19 protein-coding genes are annotated in these 17,118 nt (G+C 65.8%); 7 read left to right on the top strand and 12 right to left on the bottom strand.

The genetic code is table 11. The features are described from left to right. On the bottom strand, nt 1-597 hold the full coding sequence (gene petA, locus WNB94_RS12945) for a ubiquinol-cytochrome c reductase iron-sulfur subunit (protein WP_341390819.1): 597 nt from the start codon (nt 595-597) through the stop codon (nt 1-3). A gap of 282 nt (nt 598-879) precedes the next feature. On the opposite strand from petA, the gene WNB94_RS12940 reads away from it, so the two are divergent. Then, entirely contained in the window at nt 880-3,363 is a 2,484-nt protein-coding gene (locus WNB94_RS12940; protein WP_341390818.1) for a DUF1631 family protein, read from the top strand. Here WNB94_RS12940 and pdxA read toward each other — a convergent pair. Beyond that, nucleotides 3,339-4,400 carry a 4-hydroxythreonine-4-phosphate dehydrogenase PdxA gene (gene pdxA / locus WNB94_RS12935; protein WP_341390817.1) on the bottom strand — a complete coding sequence of 354 codons (1,062 nt, stop codon included), beginning with the start codon at nt 4,398-4,400 and terminating at the stop codon, nt 3,339-3,341. The genes WNB94_RS12940 and pdxA overlap by 25 nt on opposite strands. Nucleotides 4,401-4,511: 111 nt before the next feature. Here pdxA and hisI point away from each other — a divergent pair, with 111 nt between their 5' ends. From hisI to tatC, 5 genes are all read left to right on the top strand, one after another. Continuing rightward, nucleotides 4,512-4,901: a phosphoribosyl-AMP cyclohydrolase gene (hisI, locus tag WNB94_RS12930; protein ID WP_341390816.1), complete on the top strand. Its 390-nt coding sequence runs from the start codon at nt 4,512-4,514 to the stop codon at nt 4,899-4,901. A 15-nt stretch (nt 4,902-4,916) separates the two neighbouring features. Further along, nucleotides 4,917-5,279: a phosphoribosyl-ATP diphosphatase gene (locus tag WNB94_RS12925; RefSeq protein ID WP_341390863.1), complete on the top strand. Its 363-nt coding sequence runs from the start codon at nt 4,917-4,919 to the stop codon at nt 5,277-5,279. A 114-nt stretch (nt 5,280-5,393) separates the two neighbouring features. Further along, on the top strand, nt 5,394-5,615 hold the full coding sequence (gene tatA, locus WNB94_RS12920) for a Sec-independent protein translocase subunit TatA (protein ID WP_341390815.1): 222 nt from the start codon (nt 5,394-5,396) through the stop codon (nt 5,613-5,615). Between the two features lie 38 nt (nt 5,616-5,653). After that, nucleotides 5,654-6,139 (top strand): Sec-independent protein translocase protein TatB, encoded by a 486-nt coding sequence (gene tatB / locus WNB94_RS12915; RefSeq protein WP_341390814.1) that lies wholly within the window; start codon nt 5,654-5,656, stop codon nt 6,137-6,139. Nucleotides 6,140-6,175: 36 nt separating this feature from the next. Then, complete coding sequence (gene tatC / locus WNB94_RS12910; protein WP_341390813.1) at nt 6,176-6,973, top strand: twin-arginine translocase subunit TatC; 798 nt, start codon at nt 6,176-6,178, stop codon at nt 6,971-6,973. Here tatC and WNB94_RS12905 read toward each other — a convergent pair whose 3' ends face one another. Then, nucleotides 6,974-8,149, bottom strand: a complete 1,176-nt coding sequence (locus WNB94_RS12905; protein ID WP_341390812.1) for a S1C family serine protease — start codon at nt 8,147-8,149, stop codon at nt 6,974-6,976. 31 nt (nt 8,150-8,180) lie between these two features. Here WNB94_RS12905 and WNB94_RS12900 point away from each other — a divergent pair, with 31 nt between their 5' ends. Further along, nucleotides 8,181-8,933 (top strand): Nif3-like dinuclear metal center hexameric protein, encoded by a 753-nt coding sequence (locus tag WNB94_RS12900; RefSeq protein ID WP_341390862.1) that lies wholly within the window; start codon nt 8,181-8,183, stop codon nt 8,931-8,933. 30 nt (nt 8,934-8,963) lie between these two features. Here the strand turns inward: WNB94_RS12900 and WNB94_RS12895 are convergent, their stop codons facing one another. From WNB94_RS12895 to murA, 9 genes are all read right to left on the bottom strand, one after another. Then, on the bottom strand, nt 8,964-9,548 hold the full coding sequence (locus WNB94_RS12895) for a CBS domain-containing protein (protein WP_341390811.1): 585 nt from the start codon (nt 9,546-9,548) through the stop codon (nt 8,964-8,966). Nucleotides 9,549-9,716: 168 nt separating this feature from the next. Next, on the bottom strand, nt 9,717-10,496 hold the full coding sequence (gene hisF, locus WNB94_RS12890; RefSeq protein ID WP_341390810.1) for an imidazole glycerol phosphate synthase subunit HisF: 780 nt from the start codon (nt 10,494-10,496) through the stop codon (nt 9,717-9,719). Continuing rightward, on the bottom strand, nt 10,496-11,242 hold the full coding sequence (hisA, locus tag WNB94_RS12885; RefSeq protein WP_341390809.1) for a 1-(5-phosphoribosyl)-5-[(5-phosphoribosylamino)methylideneamino]imidazole-4-carboxamide isomerase: 747 nt from the start codon (nt 11,240-11,242) through the stop codon (nt 10,496-10,498). Before hisA ends, hisF begins: the two co-directional genes overlap by 1 nt. Nucleotides 11,243-11,289: 47 nt before the next feature. Next, on the bottom strand, nt 11,290-11,976 hold the full coding sequence (gene hisH, locus WNB94_RS12880) for an imidazole glycerol phosphate synthase subunit HisH (RefSeq protein WP_341390808.1): 687 nt from the start codon (nt 11,974-11,976) through the stop codon (nt 11,290-11,292). Then, on the bottom strand, nt 11,973-12,599 hold the full coding sequence (gene hisB / locus WNB94_RS12875) for an imidazoleglycerol-phosphate dehydratase HisB (protein ID WP_341390807.1): 627 nt from the start codon (nt 12,597-12,599) through the stop codon (nt 11,973-11,975). Before hisB ends, hisH begins: the two co-directional genes overlap by 4 nt. Beyond that, entirely contained in the window at nt 12,596-13,732 is a 1,137-nt protein-coding gene (gene hisC, locus WNB94_RS12870; protein WP_341390806.1) for a histidinol-phosphate transaminase, read from the bottom strand. The genes hisB and hisC overlap by 4 nt, the downstream gene beginning before the upstream one ends. Further along, nucleotides 13,729-15,054, bottom strand: coding sequence for a histidinol dehydrogenase (gene hisD / locus WNB94_RS12865; RefSeq protein WP_341390805.1), 1,326 nt, complete (start codon nt 15,052-15,054; stop codon nt 13,729-13,731). The genes hisC and hisD overlap by 4 nt, the downstream gene beginning before the upstream one ends. Before the next feature lie 74 nt (nt 15,055-15,128). Next, nucleotides 15,129-15,782, bottom strand: a complete 654-nt coding sequence (hisG, locus tag WNB94_RS12860) for an ATP phosphoribosyltransferase (RefSeq protein ID WP_341390804.1) — start codon at nt 15,780-15,782, stop codon at nt 15,129-15,131. A gap of 2 nt (nt 15,783-15,784) precedes the next feature. After that, entirely contained in the window at nt 15,785-17,089 is a 1,305-nt protein-coding gene (gene murA, locus WNB94_RS12855) for a UDP-N-acetylglucosamine 1-carboxyvinyltransferase (RefSeq protein ID WP_341390803.1), read from the bottom strand. Between the last annotated feature and the right edge of the window lie 29 nt (nt 17,090-17,118).

Below are 17,118 nucleotides of genomic sequence, written 5' to 3'. Positions count from 1 at the left end.
TCAGGCCTTCTTGTCTTCACCAATCAGCAGCTTGGTGTCAGACAGGTACATGTGGGGAGGCACTTCAAGGTTGGTGGGTGCCGGCTTGTTCTTGAACACGCGGCCCGCCAGGTCGAAGGTGGAGCCGTGGCAGGGGCACAGGAAGCCGCCTGCCCAGTCGTCAGGCAGCGAAGGCTGCGCGCCGGTCTGGAACTTGGCCGTCGGCGAACAGCCCAGGTGCGTGCAGATGCCCACCGTCACCAGCACATCGGGCTTGATGGAGCGGTGGGTGTTGCGTGCGTACTCGGGGCACTCTTCAGGCTTGAGCTCGGAGGCCGGGTCGGCCAGTTGAGGGTCGAGCTTGGGCAGGGCAGCCAGTTGCTCTTCTGTGCGGCGCATGATCCACACAGGTTTGCCACGCCATTCGACCGTCATCATCTCGCCCGGCTTGAGCGCGCTGATGTCTGCCTCGACGGCAGCCCCGGCGGCACGTGCCCGCTCGGAGGGTTGAAAGGTCGACACAAAGGGGATGGCGGTGGCCACGCCGCCTACGCCACCGGCGGCGCAGGCCATGGTCACCCAGGTCCGACGGCTTGGGTCCACTGGCTGATTGCTCATGGGTATCCTTAGGGACTGGAGGGACGATGACATTGAATGGGGTCAACCGGTTATTGTATCGGAGCTTGAGCCCCCTCCCGGCAATGTCTCAGAACGATTGTCTGCTGTCTTGCGTCAACGGCTTTTCAACGCCCCCCCCTGACCGCACAGATTCCCGCACATCGGCTTGTGACAATTCGCAACAAGGCTGCAGTTTTTCCCGTCCAGGCCGATACATCACGATGAGAAGGTGCTCCTGGGAGCGCCGAGGGCGAACCTGCCCACAGCCCGCTGGAAAAAGCCGTGACCGATCACCGTACCGAAGCCGTTGCCCAGACCGCCCTGGACGTGTTCCAGCAGGCGGTGGCCGACCTGGTGGATCGCTCCCTGACCCAGCTCCCGCACCTGGCCGCGGCCAGCACGCAGGCGGTCAAGCGCCAGGAATGGATGGATGCCGAGCAGCAGTTGGCCCGCTGCCGCTCGAAGTTGTGGCCGGCGTTTGCGCGGGCCATGCGAGAGTCTCTGGACAAGTGGGGGCGGCACAGTGCCCACAGCCCCCTGAGCGAGAGCGCAGCGCCGGACTGGTCGGCACTCAGTCTGGTCGATGACGACACGGTCGACCGGTCGGTAGCGGCCGATCGGCTGGCCCAAACCGTCAGCACCCGCTGCGACACCCACCTGGCCACGCTTCATGCCCAGCTCAGCGCCCTGAGCGGGGCCACCGACACCGACGAGGCGCCGCCCCACCCTTTCCGGCCTCAGGTGGTGACCAAGGCCTTGCTGGACAGCCTGGCCCGGGAGGGGGTGGAGCGCCCCGCCGTTCAGACCCTGATCGACCTGTGGACCACGCTCTTGCCCGACGCTTTAGCACCCGCTTACGAGCAATTGGTGGGAGCCTTGCGGCGCCAGGGGATTGAGCCTCTGCCGCCCACCGTGCGTCGCCGTGCCACGGCCAGCACCACCAGCGGCATGGGTCTGCAAACGGCGCCCGCGCCATTGGCCTCATCGTCATCCTCTCCCTCTTCCACGGGCGGCGAGTTGCACACCCGGCCCATGGGTGGCGGCCCAGGCGGTCACGCCGGAGAACGCGTGGCGCAGGTGCTCAGCCACATGTTCGGGGTGCCCACACCTTGGCAGGACCAAAGCCACGGCGCCCACACCATGCCGGGATCGGCCACCGGGCCTGCCCCCTTGGCCGAGGCGGCGGGCAACGCGGATTTTCAGGATCTGCTGCGCCGCATCGCCATGGTCAACATGGCGGCCGGCGGGGCGGCGGGGCCCGTAGAGACCGCCGCTTTGGGGGCGGGTGGTGTCGATGCCACGGCCGCCGCCGGTTTTGCCGGCCCGCTGATGGCGCCCAACATGATCCGCACGCACCGCGAGGAGCTGATTCAGGCCCGCGGTGGCGCGCCGCTGGATCAGATGATCATCGACATCGTGGCCGCCTTGTTCGACCAGGTCTTGTCGGATCCCAAAGTCGCCCCCCAGATGGCCCGGCAGATCGCGCGCCTGCAGATGCCTGTGCTGAGGGTGGCACTGAGCGATTCTCGCTTCTTCAGTTCGCGGCGGCACCCGGTTCGGCGCTTCGTCAACCGCATCGCCAACCTGTCTGCAGCGTTCGACGACCTGGACAGCGGCGCCGGGCTGGAATGCGTGCAACGCGTCACGAACCTGGTCAGCGAGGTGGTGGAGGGCGACTTCGAGCGCATGGACCTCTACGAGGCCAAGCTGGTGGAGCTGGAATCCTTCATCGACAGCATGCAGGCCGCCGATGACGACGACGTCGGCGCCATCCAGTCGATGCTGATGGGGCGCGAGGCCGACCTGCGGGTGCACCAGCGCTACATGCAGGTTTTGCACAAAGAGCTGGCCGATGTGGAGCTCCCGACCTTCGTGCGGGAGTTTCTGACGCAAATCTGGAGCCAGGTGCAGGTGATGGCCGCCTCCCGCGAGGGGCCGCAGTCGGCGCTGGCCCAGCGGATGAAAGAGGCCGGACGGGAGTTGGTGCTGAGCGTGCAGCCCAAGGGGCACCCGCAACTGCGCAAGGCATTCCTGCTGAAGCTGCCGAAGTTGATGAAGGACCTCAACGAAGGCATGGGCTTGATTCAGTGGCCCGAGGACGCCAAACAGGCTTTTTTTGCGCAGTTGCTGCCAGCCCACGCCGAATGCCTGAAGGCAGCGCCTGCCCACGACCTGACCCAGCGCATGCTGGAGCACCGCCTCAACAAGGTCGAGCAGATCAAGATCCCCTCCCGGGACGAGGCGGCCAACGACCCCTTGCCGGCAGAAAGCACCGATGTGCGCAGCCCGCCCACCCTGACCGTGGTGGGCGCATTCACGCCGCAAGAAGCCGCGCAGGCGGGGTTGGTGTCCGAGGCGGCCGTGGCCGAAGAGGCCGCGCTGGACATCAATCTGTGCGATCCGCCGGGCACGGACCCCAGCCTGGCCGAACTGGACATCGACCTCGACAGCCCACCGCCACCCGCACAGGGCCTGCAGCTGGTGCATCACATCCAGAAAGGCACGGCCTACCAGATGATGATGCAGGGGCAGTGGAAAAAAGTGCGTCTGACCTGGGTCAGTGAAGGGCGGACCTTTTTCATCTTCACCCACGGTGGGATGCACAAAAAAACGATCTCGCTGACCGCGCGCACCCTGGCCAAGATGTGCGACAGCGGACGCTTCCGCGCCTTTGAACAGGCCGAGTTGATTGAACGTGCCACGGTGCGGGCACGCCGGCAACTGGCCGCCCTTCAAACAGGTCAGCGCCCGCGCGACGCGGCCTGAAGACGGCCGTCCAGCATGCGGCGCGCCATTCGGACGGACGCCGAAAAACTCGATGGATCGGCCCGTCCGGTGCCCACCAGATCGAAGGCGGTGCCGTGGTCAGGGCTGGTGCGCACAAACGGCAGACCCAGGGTGATGTTGACACCCTCGTCCAGCCCCAGGTACTTCACCGGGATCAGCCCCTGGTCGTGGTACATCGCCACCACCACATCGAACTCACCCGGGTGCTGAGGTGGCGCGTGGCGGGCCCGCATGAAGATCGTGTCGGGGGCGTAGGGGCCACTGACGTCGATGCCTTCGGCGCGGGCCAGCGCGATGGCTGGCGCGATGATCTGTTGCTCTTCCGTACCGAACAAACCGCCCTCGCCCGCATGGGGATTCAATCCCGCGACCGCGATGCGCGGCGAGCCCGATCCGCACCAGTTTGGTGCAGACTGATGGGTGATGCGCACGGTGCTCAGCACCGCGTCGAGCGTGATGGCCTCGATGGCGTCGCGCAGCCCCATGTGGATGGTGACCAGCACGGTCTTGAGCTGGTCGTTGGCCAGCATCATCCGCACCGACAAGGGCGGGTGTCCAGCAGGCGCGCCCTCGGCCTGGAGGAGCTCGGTGTGTCCCGGGTACGGCTCGCCCGCCAGGGCCAGCGCCTCTTTGTGCAATGGCGCGGTGACCATGCCGCCCACCACGCCGTCGCGCGCCAGGCGCACCGCATGGCGCACACAGGCGGCCGCGGCCTGCCCAGCGCGGGCGTCCACCTGCCCGGGGGGCAGCGCTGGCACATCCGGGGGCAGGCCCGGCGGCGCACACACCGCCATGGCGTCGTGCGCCAAGCCTGGCAGGGCCTCGGGCCCCGTCACGGTCACCACCTTCAACTGCGGGGCGCACCACGCCGCCACCTGGGCCATCCACTGGGGGCAGCCCAGCACCAGGGCCTGGCGCGGTCCGGTCTGTGCGGCCCACCAGCGGGCAATCAGCTCTGGGCCGATGCCACAGGGATCGCCCATCGTGAGGGCCAGCAAGGAAGAAGACGAAGGCATCGCTGAGGGGGCCCACTTGGGCGTCATGAGTCAAGAGCCTTCATTGTCGTCCGAGACGCGAACTCGCACGTTGTGGTGGAGGCTGGCCCCCCGATTGCTACACTGCTGTTCATGAACTGGTTGGATGATGTGCGCTGGGACGAAAATGGTCTGGTCCCTGTGATTGCCCAGGAAGACCAAACTGGCGATGTGTTGATGTTTGCCTGGATGAACCGGCAGGCTTTGGCGTTGACGGCCGAAAAAGGCGAGGCCGTGTACTGGAGCCGCTCGCGGCAGCGGCTGTGGCACAAGGGCGAAGAGTCTGGCCACATTCAGAAGGTGCACGACATTCGGCTGGATTGCGACAACGATGTCGTGCTGCTGCGCGTGACCCAACTGGGCCATGACCCCGGCATTGCGTGTCACACCGGGCGTCACAGTTGTTTCTTCCAGAAGTACGACAATGGGCAATGGACGTCGGTGGACCCCGTCCTCAAAGACCCAGAACGGATTTACAAGTAAATGAGTCATCACGACATGACCGCTGCGGATGTGTTGCAACGCTTGGCGCAGGTGATCGAATCCCGCAAAGGCGGGAACCCTGAGGCCAGTTACGTGGCCAGGCTGTTCCACAAGGGCACCGACGCCATCCTGAAAAAGGTGGGCGAAGAAGCCACCGAGGCCGTCATGGCCGCCAAGGACCTCGATCACGCGCCGGCGGATGCCCAGGCTCGGCAGGCCTTGGTGGGCGAAATGGCCGACCTGTGGTTTCACAGCATGGTGGCCATGTCGCACCTGGGTCTCGGTCCTGATGAGGTGATCCAGGAACTGGCCCGGCGCGAAGGGTTGTCAGGGCTGGAAGAATTTGCGCGGCGAACGGCCCCCAAGGCCACGCCGTGAACAGCCAAACTTGAATGGCCGGCCTGCGCCCTCACCTGCCACGGGGGCCTGGGCCGATTCTGATCGGTGGCGGTAGTCTGTTGGTCGCAAGTCGGCCGTTTGTGGAGTGTGATCATGGGAACGTTCAGCATTTGGCACTGGGTGATCGTGCTGCTCATCGTGGTTCTGGTGTTTGGCACCAAAAAGCTCAAGAACATGGGAACCGACCTGGGTTCGGCCGTCAAAGGCTTCAAAGACGGCATGAGAGACGGCGCGCCCGCCGATCAGGCCCAGGTGAACCAGTCGACCCAACAGTCGTCTCAGACCATCGACGTCGAAACCAAGACCAAGTCCTGAGTTGATGACGCCCCCTGGGGGCACACAAGGACTGATTCATGATCGATTTCGGTTTCGACAAGCTGATGCTCATCGGCGCCGTGGCCCTGGTGGTGCTGGGGCCTGAACGTTTGCCCAAGGTGGCCCGCACGGTCGGCGTGCTGGTGGGCAAAGCACAGCGCTACGTTTCTCAGGTCCAGAGCGAGGTCAATCGCTCCATGGAGCTGGAAGAGTTGCGCAAGATGAAAACCGATGTGCAGACCGCCGCCAGTGACCTGGGGCGGTCCGTCCAGGATGGTCTTGATGACGCTCAGAGCAGTTTGCGCGAGGGTCTGGATCCGTTCCAGGAGTCTCACGAAGGCGCGCAGGGCAGCTACTACAACGACCTGCCCTCGCCGTACCTGAGCGCCGCACCGCCAGTGCGCAAGAACTGGCGCCTGAAACGGGGTGCCACGCCCCTTTGGTACAAGCAGCGCCACGGCGTTCGACGTCACGCCCAGTCGGGCGCGGCCCGTGTCGCCCGGTTTCGCCCCCCCCAACGCTGAGCCACTGGTCAGCGTCAGCCCTTGCAGTCATACCCCGTGAGCGATCAACCATCCAACCCCGACACGCCCGAGGGCGCTGAGCAACCCTTCATCGCTCACCTCATCGAGTTGCGTGACCGGCTCGTGAAAGCCCTCATCGCGGTGGCCATCGCCTTCGTGGTGCTGGCCATTTACCCGTCTCCGTCCGGCCTGTACGACTGGCTGGCGATGCCGCTGGTGGCCCACTTGCCCGCCGGCGCCACCTTGATCGCCACCAACCCCATTTCGCCCTTCATGGTGCCGATCAAGGTGACCATGCTGGCGGCGTTCATGCTGGCGCTGCCCGCGGTGCTGTACCAGGTCTGGGGCTTCGTGGCGCCGGGCCTTTACGGTCACGAAAAACGGCTGGTGGCCCCGCTGATCATTTCCAGCACCTTGCTGTTTTACGCGGGAGTGGCCTTTTGCTACTTCTTTGTGTTCGGCAAGGTTTTCACCTTCATCCAGGAGTTCGCGCCCAAGAGCATCACGGCGGCGCCAGACATCGAGGCCTACCTGAGCTTCGTGCTCAACATGTTCCTGGCGTTTGGTGCGGCGTTCGAAGTACCGGTGGCGCTGGTCATCCTGGTGCGCCTGGGCATGGTGTCGGTCGAAAAGCTCAAGAGCTTTCGCAGCTACTTCATCGTGGTGGCCTTTGTCATCGCCGCCGTCGTGACACCCCCTGATGTCGTGTCCCAACTGGCGCTGGCCATTCCCATGTGCATCCTGTACGAAGCGGGCATCTGGGCCGCCCACCTGTTTGTGAGACACACCCGGGCGCCGGAAGACGAAGCCGAAACGCCGTCGGCCTCGCCCTGATCACTCTTCCTCGACGTCCTCGCGCGGCAACTGCACGGCCTGACGTGGGCGCGTGCCCACCACCACGGTGACTTCGCGCTCGTCGCCACCGCGCTGGATGCGAACCCGGGCAGAGTCCCCCGGCTTGAGCGACGCCACGGCGTTGAGCAACTGGGCCGTGTTGGCCACGGGCTGATCGCCCACTTGAACCACCACATCCCCCGGGCGAATGCCGCCCGTGGCCGCCGGGCCGTTGTGCAACACCCCGGTGATCAGCACGCCTTCACTCATGGGCAGGTTGAAGGTCTCGGCCATCTCGCGGGTGAGGTCGCGCGGCTCGACGCCGATCCAGCCGCGGGTGACGGCGCCTTCGCGGATCAGGCTGTCCATCACCTGCCGGGCGGTGGACACCGGGATGGCAAAGCCGATGCCCATGTTGCCGCCAGAGCGCGAATAAATGGCCGTGTTGATGCCGATCAGGTTGCCCTGCGCGTCCACCAGCGCGCCACCTGAATTGCCGGGGTTGATGGCGGCATCCGTCTGGATGAAGTTCTCGAAGGTGTTGATGCCCAGCTGGTTGCGCCCCAGGGCGCTGACGATGCCCGACGTGACCGTTTGCCCCACGCCGAACGGGTTGCCGATGGCCAGCACGGCATCGCCCACTTCGACGAGGTCGGAATTGCCAAAGACGATGGCCGGCACGCGGGGCAGTTCAACCTTGAGCACCGCCAGATCGGTGTCGGGGTCGGTGCCAATGACCTTGGCCGAGGCCTTGCGGCCGTCCGTGAGGATCACCTCGATGTCGTCCATGCGATCGATCACATGGTTGTTGGTCAGGATGTAGCCCTCGGGCGAAACGATCACGCCGGAGCCCACCCCGGACTGTGGCTGGGCCTGACGGTCGCCAAAGAAGTACCTGAACCACGGATCGCGCATGTGGGGGTTGCTGGCCGCCGTGGAGCTGGTGACGATGCTGACCACGGCCGGCGACGCCTGGCGGGCCGCCTCGCGGAAACTGACCAGGCCGCCTGAGGGCGCCGAGCCACTGGGCGCCGGCGCCACGGCCACCGTGGGCTCGGGCAGGATCTGGCGAGGAGACCACTGCTGGAGCCACTGTGGGCGAAATGTGGCCACGACAAACACCGCCGCCACCAGGACCGTGACGGTCTGGGCGAAAATCAACCAGATTGAACGCATGAACTCACCAGCCTCGAAAGGGCCAGCCGTGATGGAAAGATCCGTGTTGTTGGAGCACCTGCAGCAATTGCTGCAGGCCGACCGTTTTCGTGATTATGGGCCGAATGGCCTTCAGGTCGAAGGGCGAGCCCAAGTGCACCACGTGGTGACTGGCGTGACCGCCAGCCTGGCGTTGATCGATGCGGCCATTGCGGCGGGAGCCGACACCATCCTTGTGCACCACGGGCTGTTCTGGCGCGGGCAGGATGGCCGGGTGACCGGGTGGATGAAGCAGCGCCTGGCCAGGCTGCTGGCCCATGACATCAACCTGATCGCCTATCACCTGCCACTGGACGCGCATGAATCTCTGGGCAACAACGCCCAGTGGGGACAGCGACTGGGACTGGTGGCCGATGGACGATTCGGTGATCAGGACCTGGGCTTCGTGGGCCCGACGGACACCGCCCGCGCCTGGTCGCTGGACGAACTGGGCCACCGGGTGAGCGCCGCACTGGGACGCCCCCCCGTGGTGGTGCCCGGCGATGGGCGTCCGATCCAGCGGGTGGCGTGGTGCAGCGGCGGCGCCCAAGGCTACTTTGAAGCCGCGATCGCTGCCGGGGCCGATGCGTTCCTGACCGGCGAAATCTCGGAGCCCCAGGCGCACTACGCCCGGGAAACCGGGGTGGCGTTTCTGGCCTGCGGTCATCACGCCAGCGAGCGGTATGGCGTGCAGGCTGTGGGTGAACACCTGGCCACCCGCCTGGGCCTGCGCCACCAGTTCATCGACATCGACAACCCCGCCTGAGCCCCAGTGCGGCGCGGCCAGGGCCGATCGTCAGGCGTGGGCCAGCGCCATCTCCAGTTCGGCAAAGCTCTGCGAATGCAGGTCGCTGTCGATCACGGTTTGCATGGCGCGCTCCAGCCGGCTGGCAGAAAACAGACCGCGCAAGGTGGTCTGGCCATGTTTGGTCTGCGTCACCAGCAGGTAGCGCAGACCATGCTCGTGCATGGTGGCTGCAATCTCGCCCAGGCGCGCGGTGCGCACCCGACCCAGGTCCACCGTGGGCCACCGGTGCAGCGGCACCATCACATCGCTCACGGTCAACTCACTGTGCGGCACGTGATGGCTTGATGCCCTCACCACCGGACGCTCACCTTGCAGGTCCTCTGCGGTGACCATGCCCACCAGCGCCCCATCGGCGCCCGCCACAAACACCATGCGCACGCCTGCACGCATCATCAGGTGCAGCGTCTGGTCCAGGCGATCACGGTGGCCGGCCACCACGCAGGCGCTGTGACACAGGTCTGTCAGCAAGCTCAGCGCCGGGTCTTCGGGACGGGCGTGTCGTTGGGTGTCCGGCAAGCTGGGCGCCACCGCCAGGCTGCTCAGCGACAAGGGTTTGAATCGGCCATGTGACATGCGCGCTCTCCGTGTGACTGTATGGAAGAGATTACGGCCGTCATCGTCTCGGCGTGAGGTGGCCACACAGACACGCAACGTCAAGGTGTGATGTCCGTCACGAACAAGCGAAAGGCCGCTTGCGGCGGCCTTCGTGAACTCCCTTAAGCCCTGCCTGGGCCCCCAGCCTCAGCGCCGCACCGGTATGCCGCGCTGGGCCATCAAGGCCTTGGCCTGGCCCACGGTGTATTCGCCGTAGTGGAAGATGCTGGCCGCCAGCACCGCATCGGCGCCGCCCTGCTGCACGCCATCGGCCAGGTGGTCGAGGTTGCCCACGCCGCCGGAGGCGATCACGGGCACGCTGACGCCATCGCTGACGGCCCGGGTGAGCTCCAGATCGAAGCCGGATTTGGTGCCGTCGCGGTCCATGCTGGTCAGCAGGATCTCGCCAGCACCGTGCTCGGCCATCTGCCGGGCCCAAGCCACGGCATCCAGCCCCACGTTCTTGCGACCGCCATGGCTGTACACGTCCCAGCCGGGGCCACGGGCCGCCAGGTCGTCGCCCTGGCGCCGCTTGGCGTCGATGGCCACGACGATGCACTGCGAGCCATACTTGTCAGACGCGTCGCGGATGACCTGCGGGTTGGCAATGGCCGCCGAGTTGAAGCTGACCTTGTCGGCGCCCGCGTTGAGCAGGCGGCGAACGTCATCGACCGTGCGCACACCGCCCCCCACCGTGAGGGGGATGAAGACCTGCGAGGCCACAGACTCGATGATGTGCAGGATCAGGTCGCGCCCGTCGCTGGTGGCGGTGATGTCCAGGAAGGTGAGTTCGTCAGCGCCCTGTTCGTTGTAGCGCGCGGCGATTTCGACCGGGTCACCGGCGTCGCGCAACTCGACGAAGTTGACGCCTTTGACGACCCGCCCGCCGGTCACGTCCAGGCAGGGGATGATGCGTTTGGCCAGCATCAGGATTGGCCGTTGAGTTCGTCGGCGCGCTTTTGGGCGGCGGCGAAATCCAGGTCGCCGCTGTAAATGGCGCGACCGCAGATCACACCCTCGACACCTTCGTCTTCGACCGCGCAGAGCTCTTCGATGTTCTTGATGTTGGACAGGCCACCCGAGGCGATGACCGGGATGGTCAGGGCCTGGGCCAGCTTGACCGTGGCCTCGATGTTGATGCCCGTGAGCATGCCGTCGCGGCCGATGTCGGTGTAGATGACGCCTTCAACGCCATAGTCTTCGAACTTTTTGGCCAGGTCGATGACCTCGTGGCCCGATAGCTTGCTCCAGCCATCGGTGGCCACCTTGCCATCCTTGGCGTCCAGGCCGACGATGATGTGGCCGCCAAACGCGGTACAGGCATCGCGCAGGAAGCCGGGGTTCTTGACCGCGGCCGTGCCGATGATGACGTAGCTCAGGCCACCGTCCAGGTAACGCTCGATGGTGTCGAGGTCGCGGATGCCGCCACCCAACTGCACCGGGATTTCATCGCCCACCTCTTTGATGATGGACTTGATGGCCGCTTCGTTGACCGGCTTGCCCGCGAACGCTCCGTTGAGGTCCACCAGGTGCAGACGACGCGCACCGGCATCCAGCCAGCGCCGGGCCATGGCGGCCGGGTCTTCACCGAAGGTGGTGGAGTCGTTCATATCGCCTTGCTTGAGGCGAACGCATTTGCCGTCTTTCAGGTCAATCGCAGGAATCAGCAGCATGGCTGTGGTGCGGGAGTGAGGAGAAACAAATCGACACCGAGGCAGGCTCAGGGGTGCCACAAAAGAAAGTTCCGATACAGCGCCAACCCGTGCTCGGCGCTTTTCTCGGGGTGAAACTGGGTCGCAAAGATGTTATCCCTGGCAACCGCACAGGTAAAGCGGACACCGTATTCGGTTTCGCCGGCACTGTGCAGGGGATTGTCCACCCGCGCATGGTAGCTGTGAACGAAGTAGAAATGCGCCTCGTCGGGCACTGCGCCCCACACTGGGTGCGGCTGGCCATCCCAGGCTCCGGCCTGGCGGGTTTGCGTGACGGTGTTCCAGCCCATCTGCGGCACCTTGTAGCGGCTGCCGTCGGGCTGGGTTTGCCCCTCCAGCCGAAAGCGCACCACCTGGCCCGGGATCAGCCCGAGGCCTGGCGTGTCTTGCTCTTCGGAGTGGTCCAGCAGCATCTGCATGCCCACACACACGCCCATCAGGGGCTTGGTGGCGGCCGCCTCCAGCACGGCGCCCAGCAGTTCGCCGCCATGGGCCTCGCGCAGCTCGCGCATGCAGTCGCGCATCGCGCCCTGCCCTGGCAGCACCACACGGCTGGCGGCGCGGATGTCATCAGGGTGGTTGGTGACCACCACGCGGGTGTTCAGGTCACGGGCCACGTGCTCAACCGCCTGCGAAACCGAACGCAGGTTGCCCATGCCGTAGTCCACCACGGCCACCGTCGAGGGCTGGCTCACAGCGAACCCTTGGTGGAGGGCACGACACCAGCCATGCGGGGATCGCGCTCGAGCGCGCCACGCACGGCACGGGCAAAGGCCTTGAACACCGTTTCACACTGGTGGTGCGCGTTGCTGCCTTTGAGGTTGTCGATGTGCAGCGTGACGCCCGCGTGGTTCACGAAACCCTGGAAAAACTCGAACGTGAGCTGGGTGTCGAAGCCGCCGATGCTGCCTGCGGTGAACGGGATGTCCATGTGCAGGCCGGGGCGGCCCGAGAAATCAATCACCACGCGCGACAGGGCTTCATCCAGCGGCACGTAGGCATGACCGTAGCGACGGATGCCTTTTTTGTCGCCCACGGCCTTGGCAAAGGCCTGGCCCAGGGTGATGCCCACGTCTTCCACCGTGTGGTGGCCGTCGATGTGCAGGTCGCCCACGGCGTGAATGTCCAGATCGATGAGGCCATGGCGGGCGATCTGGTCCAGCATGTGGTCGAAAAAACCGATGCCGGTGTGCAGCTTGGCGGCACCCGTGCCATCCAAATTGACGCGCACGGTGATCTGGGTTTCAGCGGTGTGGCGTGTGACCTCGGCCACACGGTCGGCGCTGCACGCGGCAGCGGCCTGGTCGGGAGCAGTCATGAAGCGGGTTGAATCAAGGGTTCGCGCAGGATATCGGACAAAGCAGCGATGAGCGCGTCATTTTCCGACGGCGTACCAACGGTCAAACGTACACAGTTTGCCAGCAATTGGTGTAATCCGGACACGTTTTTGATGAGGATGCCACGAGATTTCAAGGCGGCAAAGGTGCCAGCGGCGTCGTTCACCCGCACGAGGATCATGTTGGCCTCGCTGGGGAAGGCACGGGCGCCGGGCATGGTGGCCAGCGCCGCCATGAGGCGCTGGCGCTCGGTTTTGATCAGCTCAGCCTGTCGGGCGAACTCGTCGGCGTGCTCCAGCGCGAACAGCGCGGCCTCGACGTTGAGCACACTGACGTTGTAGGGCGGGCGCACTTTTTCGACCTGCTCGATCAAGTCAGCCCGACCCATCATGTAGCCCAGGCGCACGCCCGCCAGCCCGAACTTCGACAAGGTGCGCATCAGCAGCACATTCGGATGCTGGGCCAGCCGGTCGTGGAAACTCTGGCTGGCGAAGGGCTGGTAGGCCTCGTCGATGATGACCAGGCCAGGATGGCCGGCCTCGGCATTGGCCGACACGGCCTGGATGATCTGGTCGATGACCGCGTCGTCCCACAGGTTGGCTGTGGGGTTGTTGGGGTAGGCGATGTAGGTGATGGCTGGCTGGTGCTCGCGGATGGCGGCCAGCATGGCCGGGCCATCGAGCTCGAAATCAGGCGTGAGGGGCACGCCCACAAAACGCATGCCCGTCTGCTTGGCAAAGGCCTCGTACATGACGAAGCCAGGCAGCGGCGCCAGGGCCACCGCCCCAGGCTTGGCGCAGGCCACCGACAAGAGCGAGATCAGCTCGTCCGAGCCATTGCCCAGCACCAGGCCCATGTCGGCCGGGATGCGGGCGTGGGCGCGCAAGGCCGCATGCAGGTCGTTCACGCGGGTGCCGGGGTAGCGGTTCAGCGCCACCTGGCCCAGGCGCTCACCCAGTTGCGCCTGCAAGGCTGGCGGCAGGGTGAAGGGATTCTCCATCGCGTCGAGCTTGATGAAGCCGGCCGCGTCCTGCACGACATAGGCGTGCATGGCCAGCACATCGGGGCGGAAGACGTCGAGCAGACTCATGGCAGTGGCAGAGGGGGTGCTCATGTCTTGGCGCGGTCTTTCAAACGGAACTCGGCGGCCTGGGCATGGGCCTGCAGCCCTTCACCGTAGGCCAGCACGGCGGCGGTCTGGCCCAGCACCTGGGCACCGGCTTCACTCACCTCGATCAGGCTGCTGCGCTTCTGGAAGTCGTACACGCCCAGGGGCGACGAGAAGCGCGCAGTGCCCGAGGTGGGCAGCACGTGGTTGGGGCCGGCGCAATAGTCGCCCAGGCTTTCGCTGGTGTAGGCGCCCAGGAAGATGGCGCCGGCGTGCTTGAGCAGCGGCTCCCAGCGGTGCGGGTCGTTGCTCGACACCTCCAGGTGCTCGGGCGCGATGCGGTTGCTGATCTCGCAGGCCTCGTCCATGCTCCGTGTCAGGATCAAGGCGCCCCGCCCTTCCAGCGAGGCGCGGATGATGTCGGCGCGGGGCATGGTGGGCAGCAGGCGGCCGATCTCGGCCTGCACCTTGGCGATATAGGCGGCGTCGGGGCACAGCAGGATGCTTTGCGCCAGCTCGTCGTGCTCGGCCTGGCTGAACAGGTCCATGGCCACCCAGTCGGGCGGCGTGGAGCCGTCGGCCAGCACGAGGATCTCGCTGGGGCCGGCGATCATGTCGATGCCCACCGTGCCGAACACGTGCTTCTTGGCGCTGGCCACATAGGCATTGCCCGGGCCAGTGATCTTGTCCACCTTCGGCACGGTGGCGGTGCCGTAGGCCAGTGCGGCCACGGCCTGCGCGCCGCCGATGGTGAAGGCGCGGGAGACACCGGCCACGTAGGCGGCGGCCAGCACCAGGGGGTTCTTCTCGCCCTTCGGTGTGGGCACGACCATGATGATCTCGCCCACCCCAGCCACATGGGCCGGAATGGCGTTCATCAGCACCGACGAGGGGTAGGCGGCCTTGCCACCCGGCACGTAGATGCCCACGCGGTCCAGCGGCGTGACCTTCTGGCCCAGCAGGGTGCCGTCTTCGTCGCGGTATTGCCAGCTCTGGCCACAGGCCTCTTTCTGGCGCTCGTGGTAGCTGCGAACGCGTCGGGCGGCACTTTCCAGGGCCTCGCGCTGCACGGCGGGCAGGCTGTCAAAGGCGGCCTTGAGCTCGACCTGGGTCAGCTCCAGCGCCGACATGGCGGGCGCCGTGACCTGGTCGAAGCGCGCGGTGTACTCCAGCACGGCGGCATCGCCCCGGGTGCGCACGTCGGCCAGGATGTCGGCCACGCGCTGCTCGATGGCGGTGTCGGTGTCGGCCGACCAATGCAGCACCTGCTGGAAGGCGGCATCGAAGTCGGGCTGGGTGGTGGCGAGGTGACGAATCTGGACGGTCATGCGCAGAGGATCTCAGAAATCACGGCCCCTGAGGCGCCGTGCTGATGACTTGTCTTGATGGACTCGATAGTGAATCAGGCCGGGATGGCCGACGCGAAGGCATCGATCATCTGGCGGATGGCCTCGCGCTTGAGCTTGAGCGAGGCCTGGTTGACCACCAGACGCGAGCTGATCTGCATGATTTCTTCCACCTCGATCAGCTTGTTCGCCTTGAGGGTGTTGCCGGTGGAGACCAGGTCGACGATGGCATCGGCCAGACCCGTCAGCGGGGCCAGCTCCATCGAGCCGTACAGCTTGATCAGGTCCACGTGCACGCCCTTGTTGGCGAAGTGCTCACGCGCGATGCTGGTGTACTTGGTGGCCACGCGGATGCGGGCGCCTTGCTTGACGGCCGCGTGGTAGTCGAAATCAGCACGCACGGCCACGCTCATGCGGCACTTGGCGATGTTCAAATCGAGCGGCTGGTACAGGCCGTCGCTGCCGTCCTGGCTACCAGCGTGCTCGATCAGGATGTCTTTGCCGGCCACGCCGATGTCGGCGCCGCCATGCTGCACGTAGGTGGGCACGTCGGTGGCGCGCACCAGCACCACGCGCACATCATCGCGGTTGGTCGGCAGGATCAGCTTGCGCGACTTTTCAGGGTCTTCCAGCACCTGGATGCCGGCAGCGGCCAGCAGCGGCAGGGTCTCTTCGAAGATGCGGCCTTTGGACAGGGCAAGGGTGATCATGCTCAGGCCTCTTCCTTGACGCGGGTGATGTCGGCACCGATGCCGCGCAGTTTCTCTTCCATGCGGTCGTAACCGCGGTCGAGGTGGTAGATGCGGTCGACCAGGGTTTCGCCCTCGGCCACCAGGCCGGCGATCACCAGGCTGGCCGAGGCGCGCAGGTCGGTGGCCATGACGGTGGCGCCCGACAGGCGCGGCACGCCGGTGACGATGGCGCTGTGCCCGTCCACCTCGATCTTGGCACCCAGGCGGATCAGCTCGTTGACGTGCATGAAGCGGTTTTCGAAGATGGTCTCGTGGATGGCCGCCGTGCCTTCGGCGATGCAGTCCAGTGCCATGAACTGGGCCTGCATGTCGGTCGGGAAACCGGGGTGCTCTTTGGTACGGAAGCCCACGGCCTTGGGCCGACCGCCACCCACCACGCGCATCCAGCCCTCGCCCACCTCCACTTCGACACCCGCTTCGCGCAGCTTCTCGATGACGGCTTCGAGCTGGTCGGCGTCGGTGCGGCGCAGCGTGACGTCGCCCCCGGCAGCGCCCACGGCGCACAGGAAGGTGCCGGTCTCGATCCGGTCAGGGATGATGTGGTGGGCGTTGTCGGCCGTGAGGCCGTGCAGGCGCTCGACGCCCTGGATGCGCACCCGGTGCGTGCCCGCGCCTTCGATCTTGGCACCCATGGCGATCAGCAGGTTCGCCAGGTCGACGATCTCGGGCTCTTGTGCGGCGTTTTCCAGCACGGTTTCACCCTCGGCCAGGGTGGCGGCCATCATCAGGTTTTCGGTGCCCGTGACGGTGACCATGTCGGTCGTGATGCGCGCGCCCTTGAGGCGACCCGGCTGACCATCGGCACCACCCGGCACCACGGCCTCGATGTAGCCGTGTTCGACAGTGATCTGGGCGCCCATGGCCTGCAAGCCCTTGATGTGTTGATCGACCGGGCGCGAACCAATCGCGCAACCGCCTGGCAGCGACACGCGTGCGCGGCCAAAGCGCGCCAGCAGCGGGCCCAGCACCAGGATGGAGGCGCGCATGGTCTTGACCAGCTCGTACGGGGCCTCGGGGTTGTTCACCTGGGCCGCGTTCAGGGTGATGCAGCTGGGATCGGCCACGTCGGCCTCGTGGGTGACACCCATGTTGGCCAGCAGCTTGAGCGTGGTGCCCACATCCTTGAGGCGCGGCACGTTGTGCAGCGTCACCGGCTCGGCGGCCAGCAAGGTGGCGCACAGGTCGGGCAAGGCGGCATTCTTGGCACCAGAAATCGTCACTTCGCCATGCAGGCGACGACCACCGCGGATGAGGAGTTTGTCCATGAAACACAAAGGGCGCGTCCCGCCTCAGC

This window comes from Aquabacterium sp. A3, from assembly GCF_038069945.1.
Lineage (GTDB): Bacteria > Pseudomonadota > Gammaproteobacteria > Burkholderiales > Burkholderiaceae_C > Aquabacterium.
Note: the sequence above shows the minus strand (reverse complement) of the source record. Positions and strands in the feature narration are given on the sequence as shown.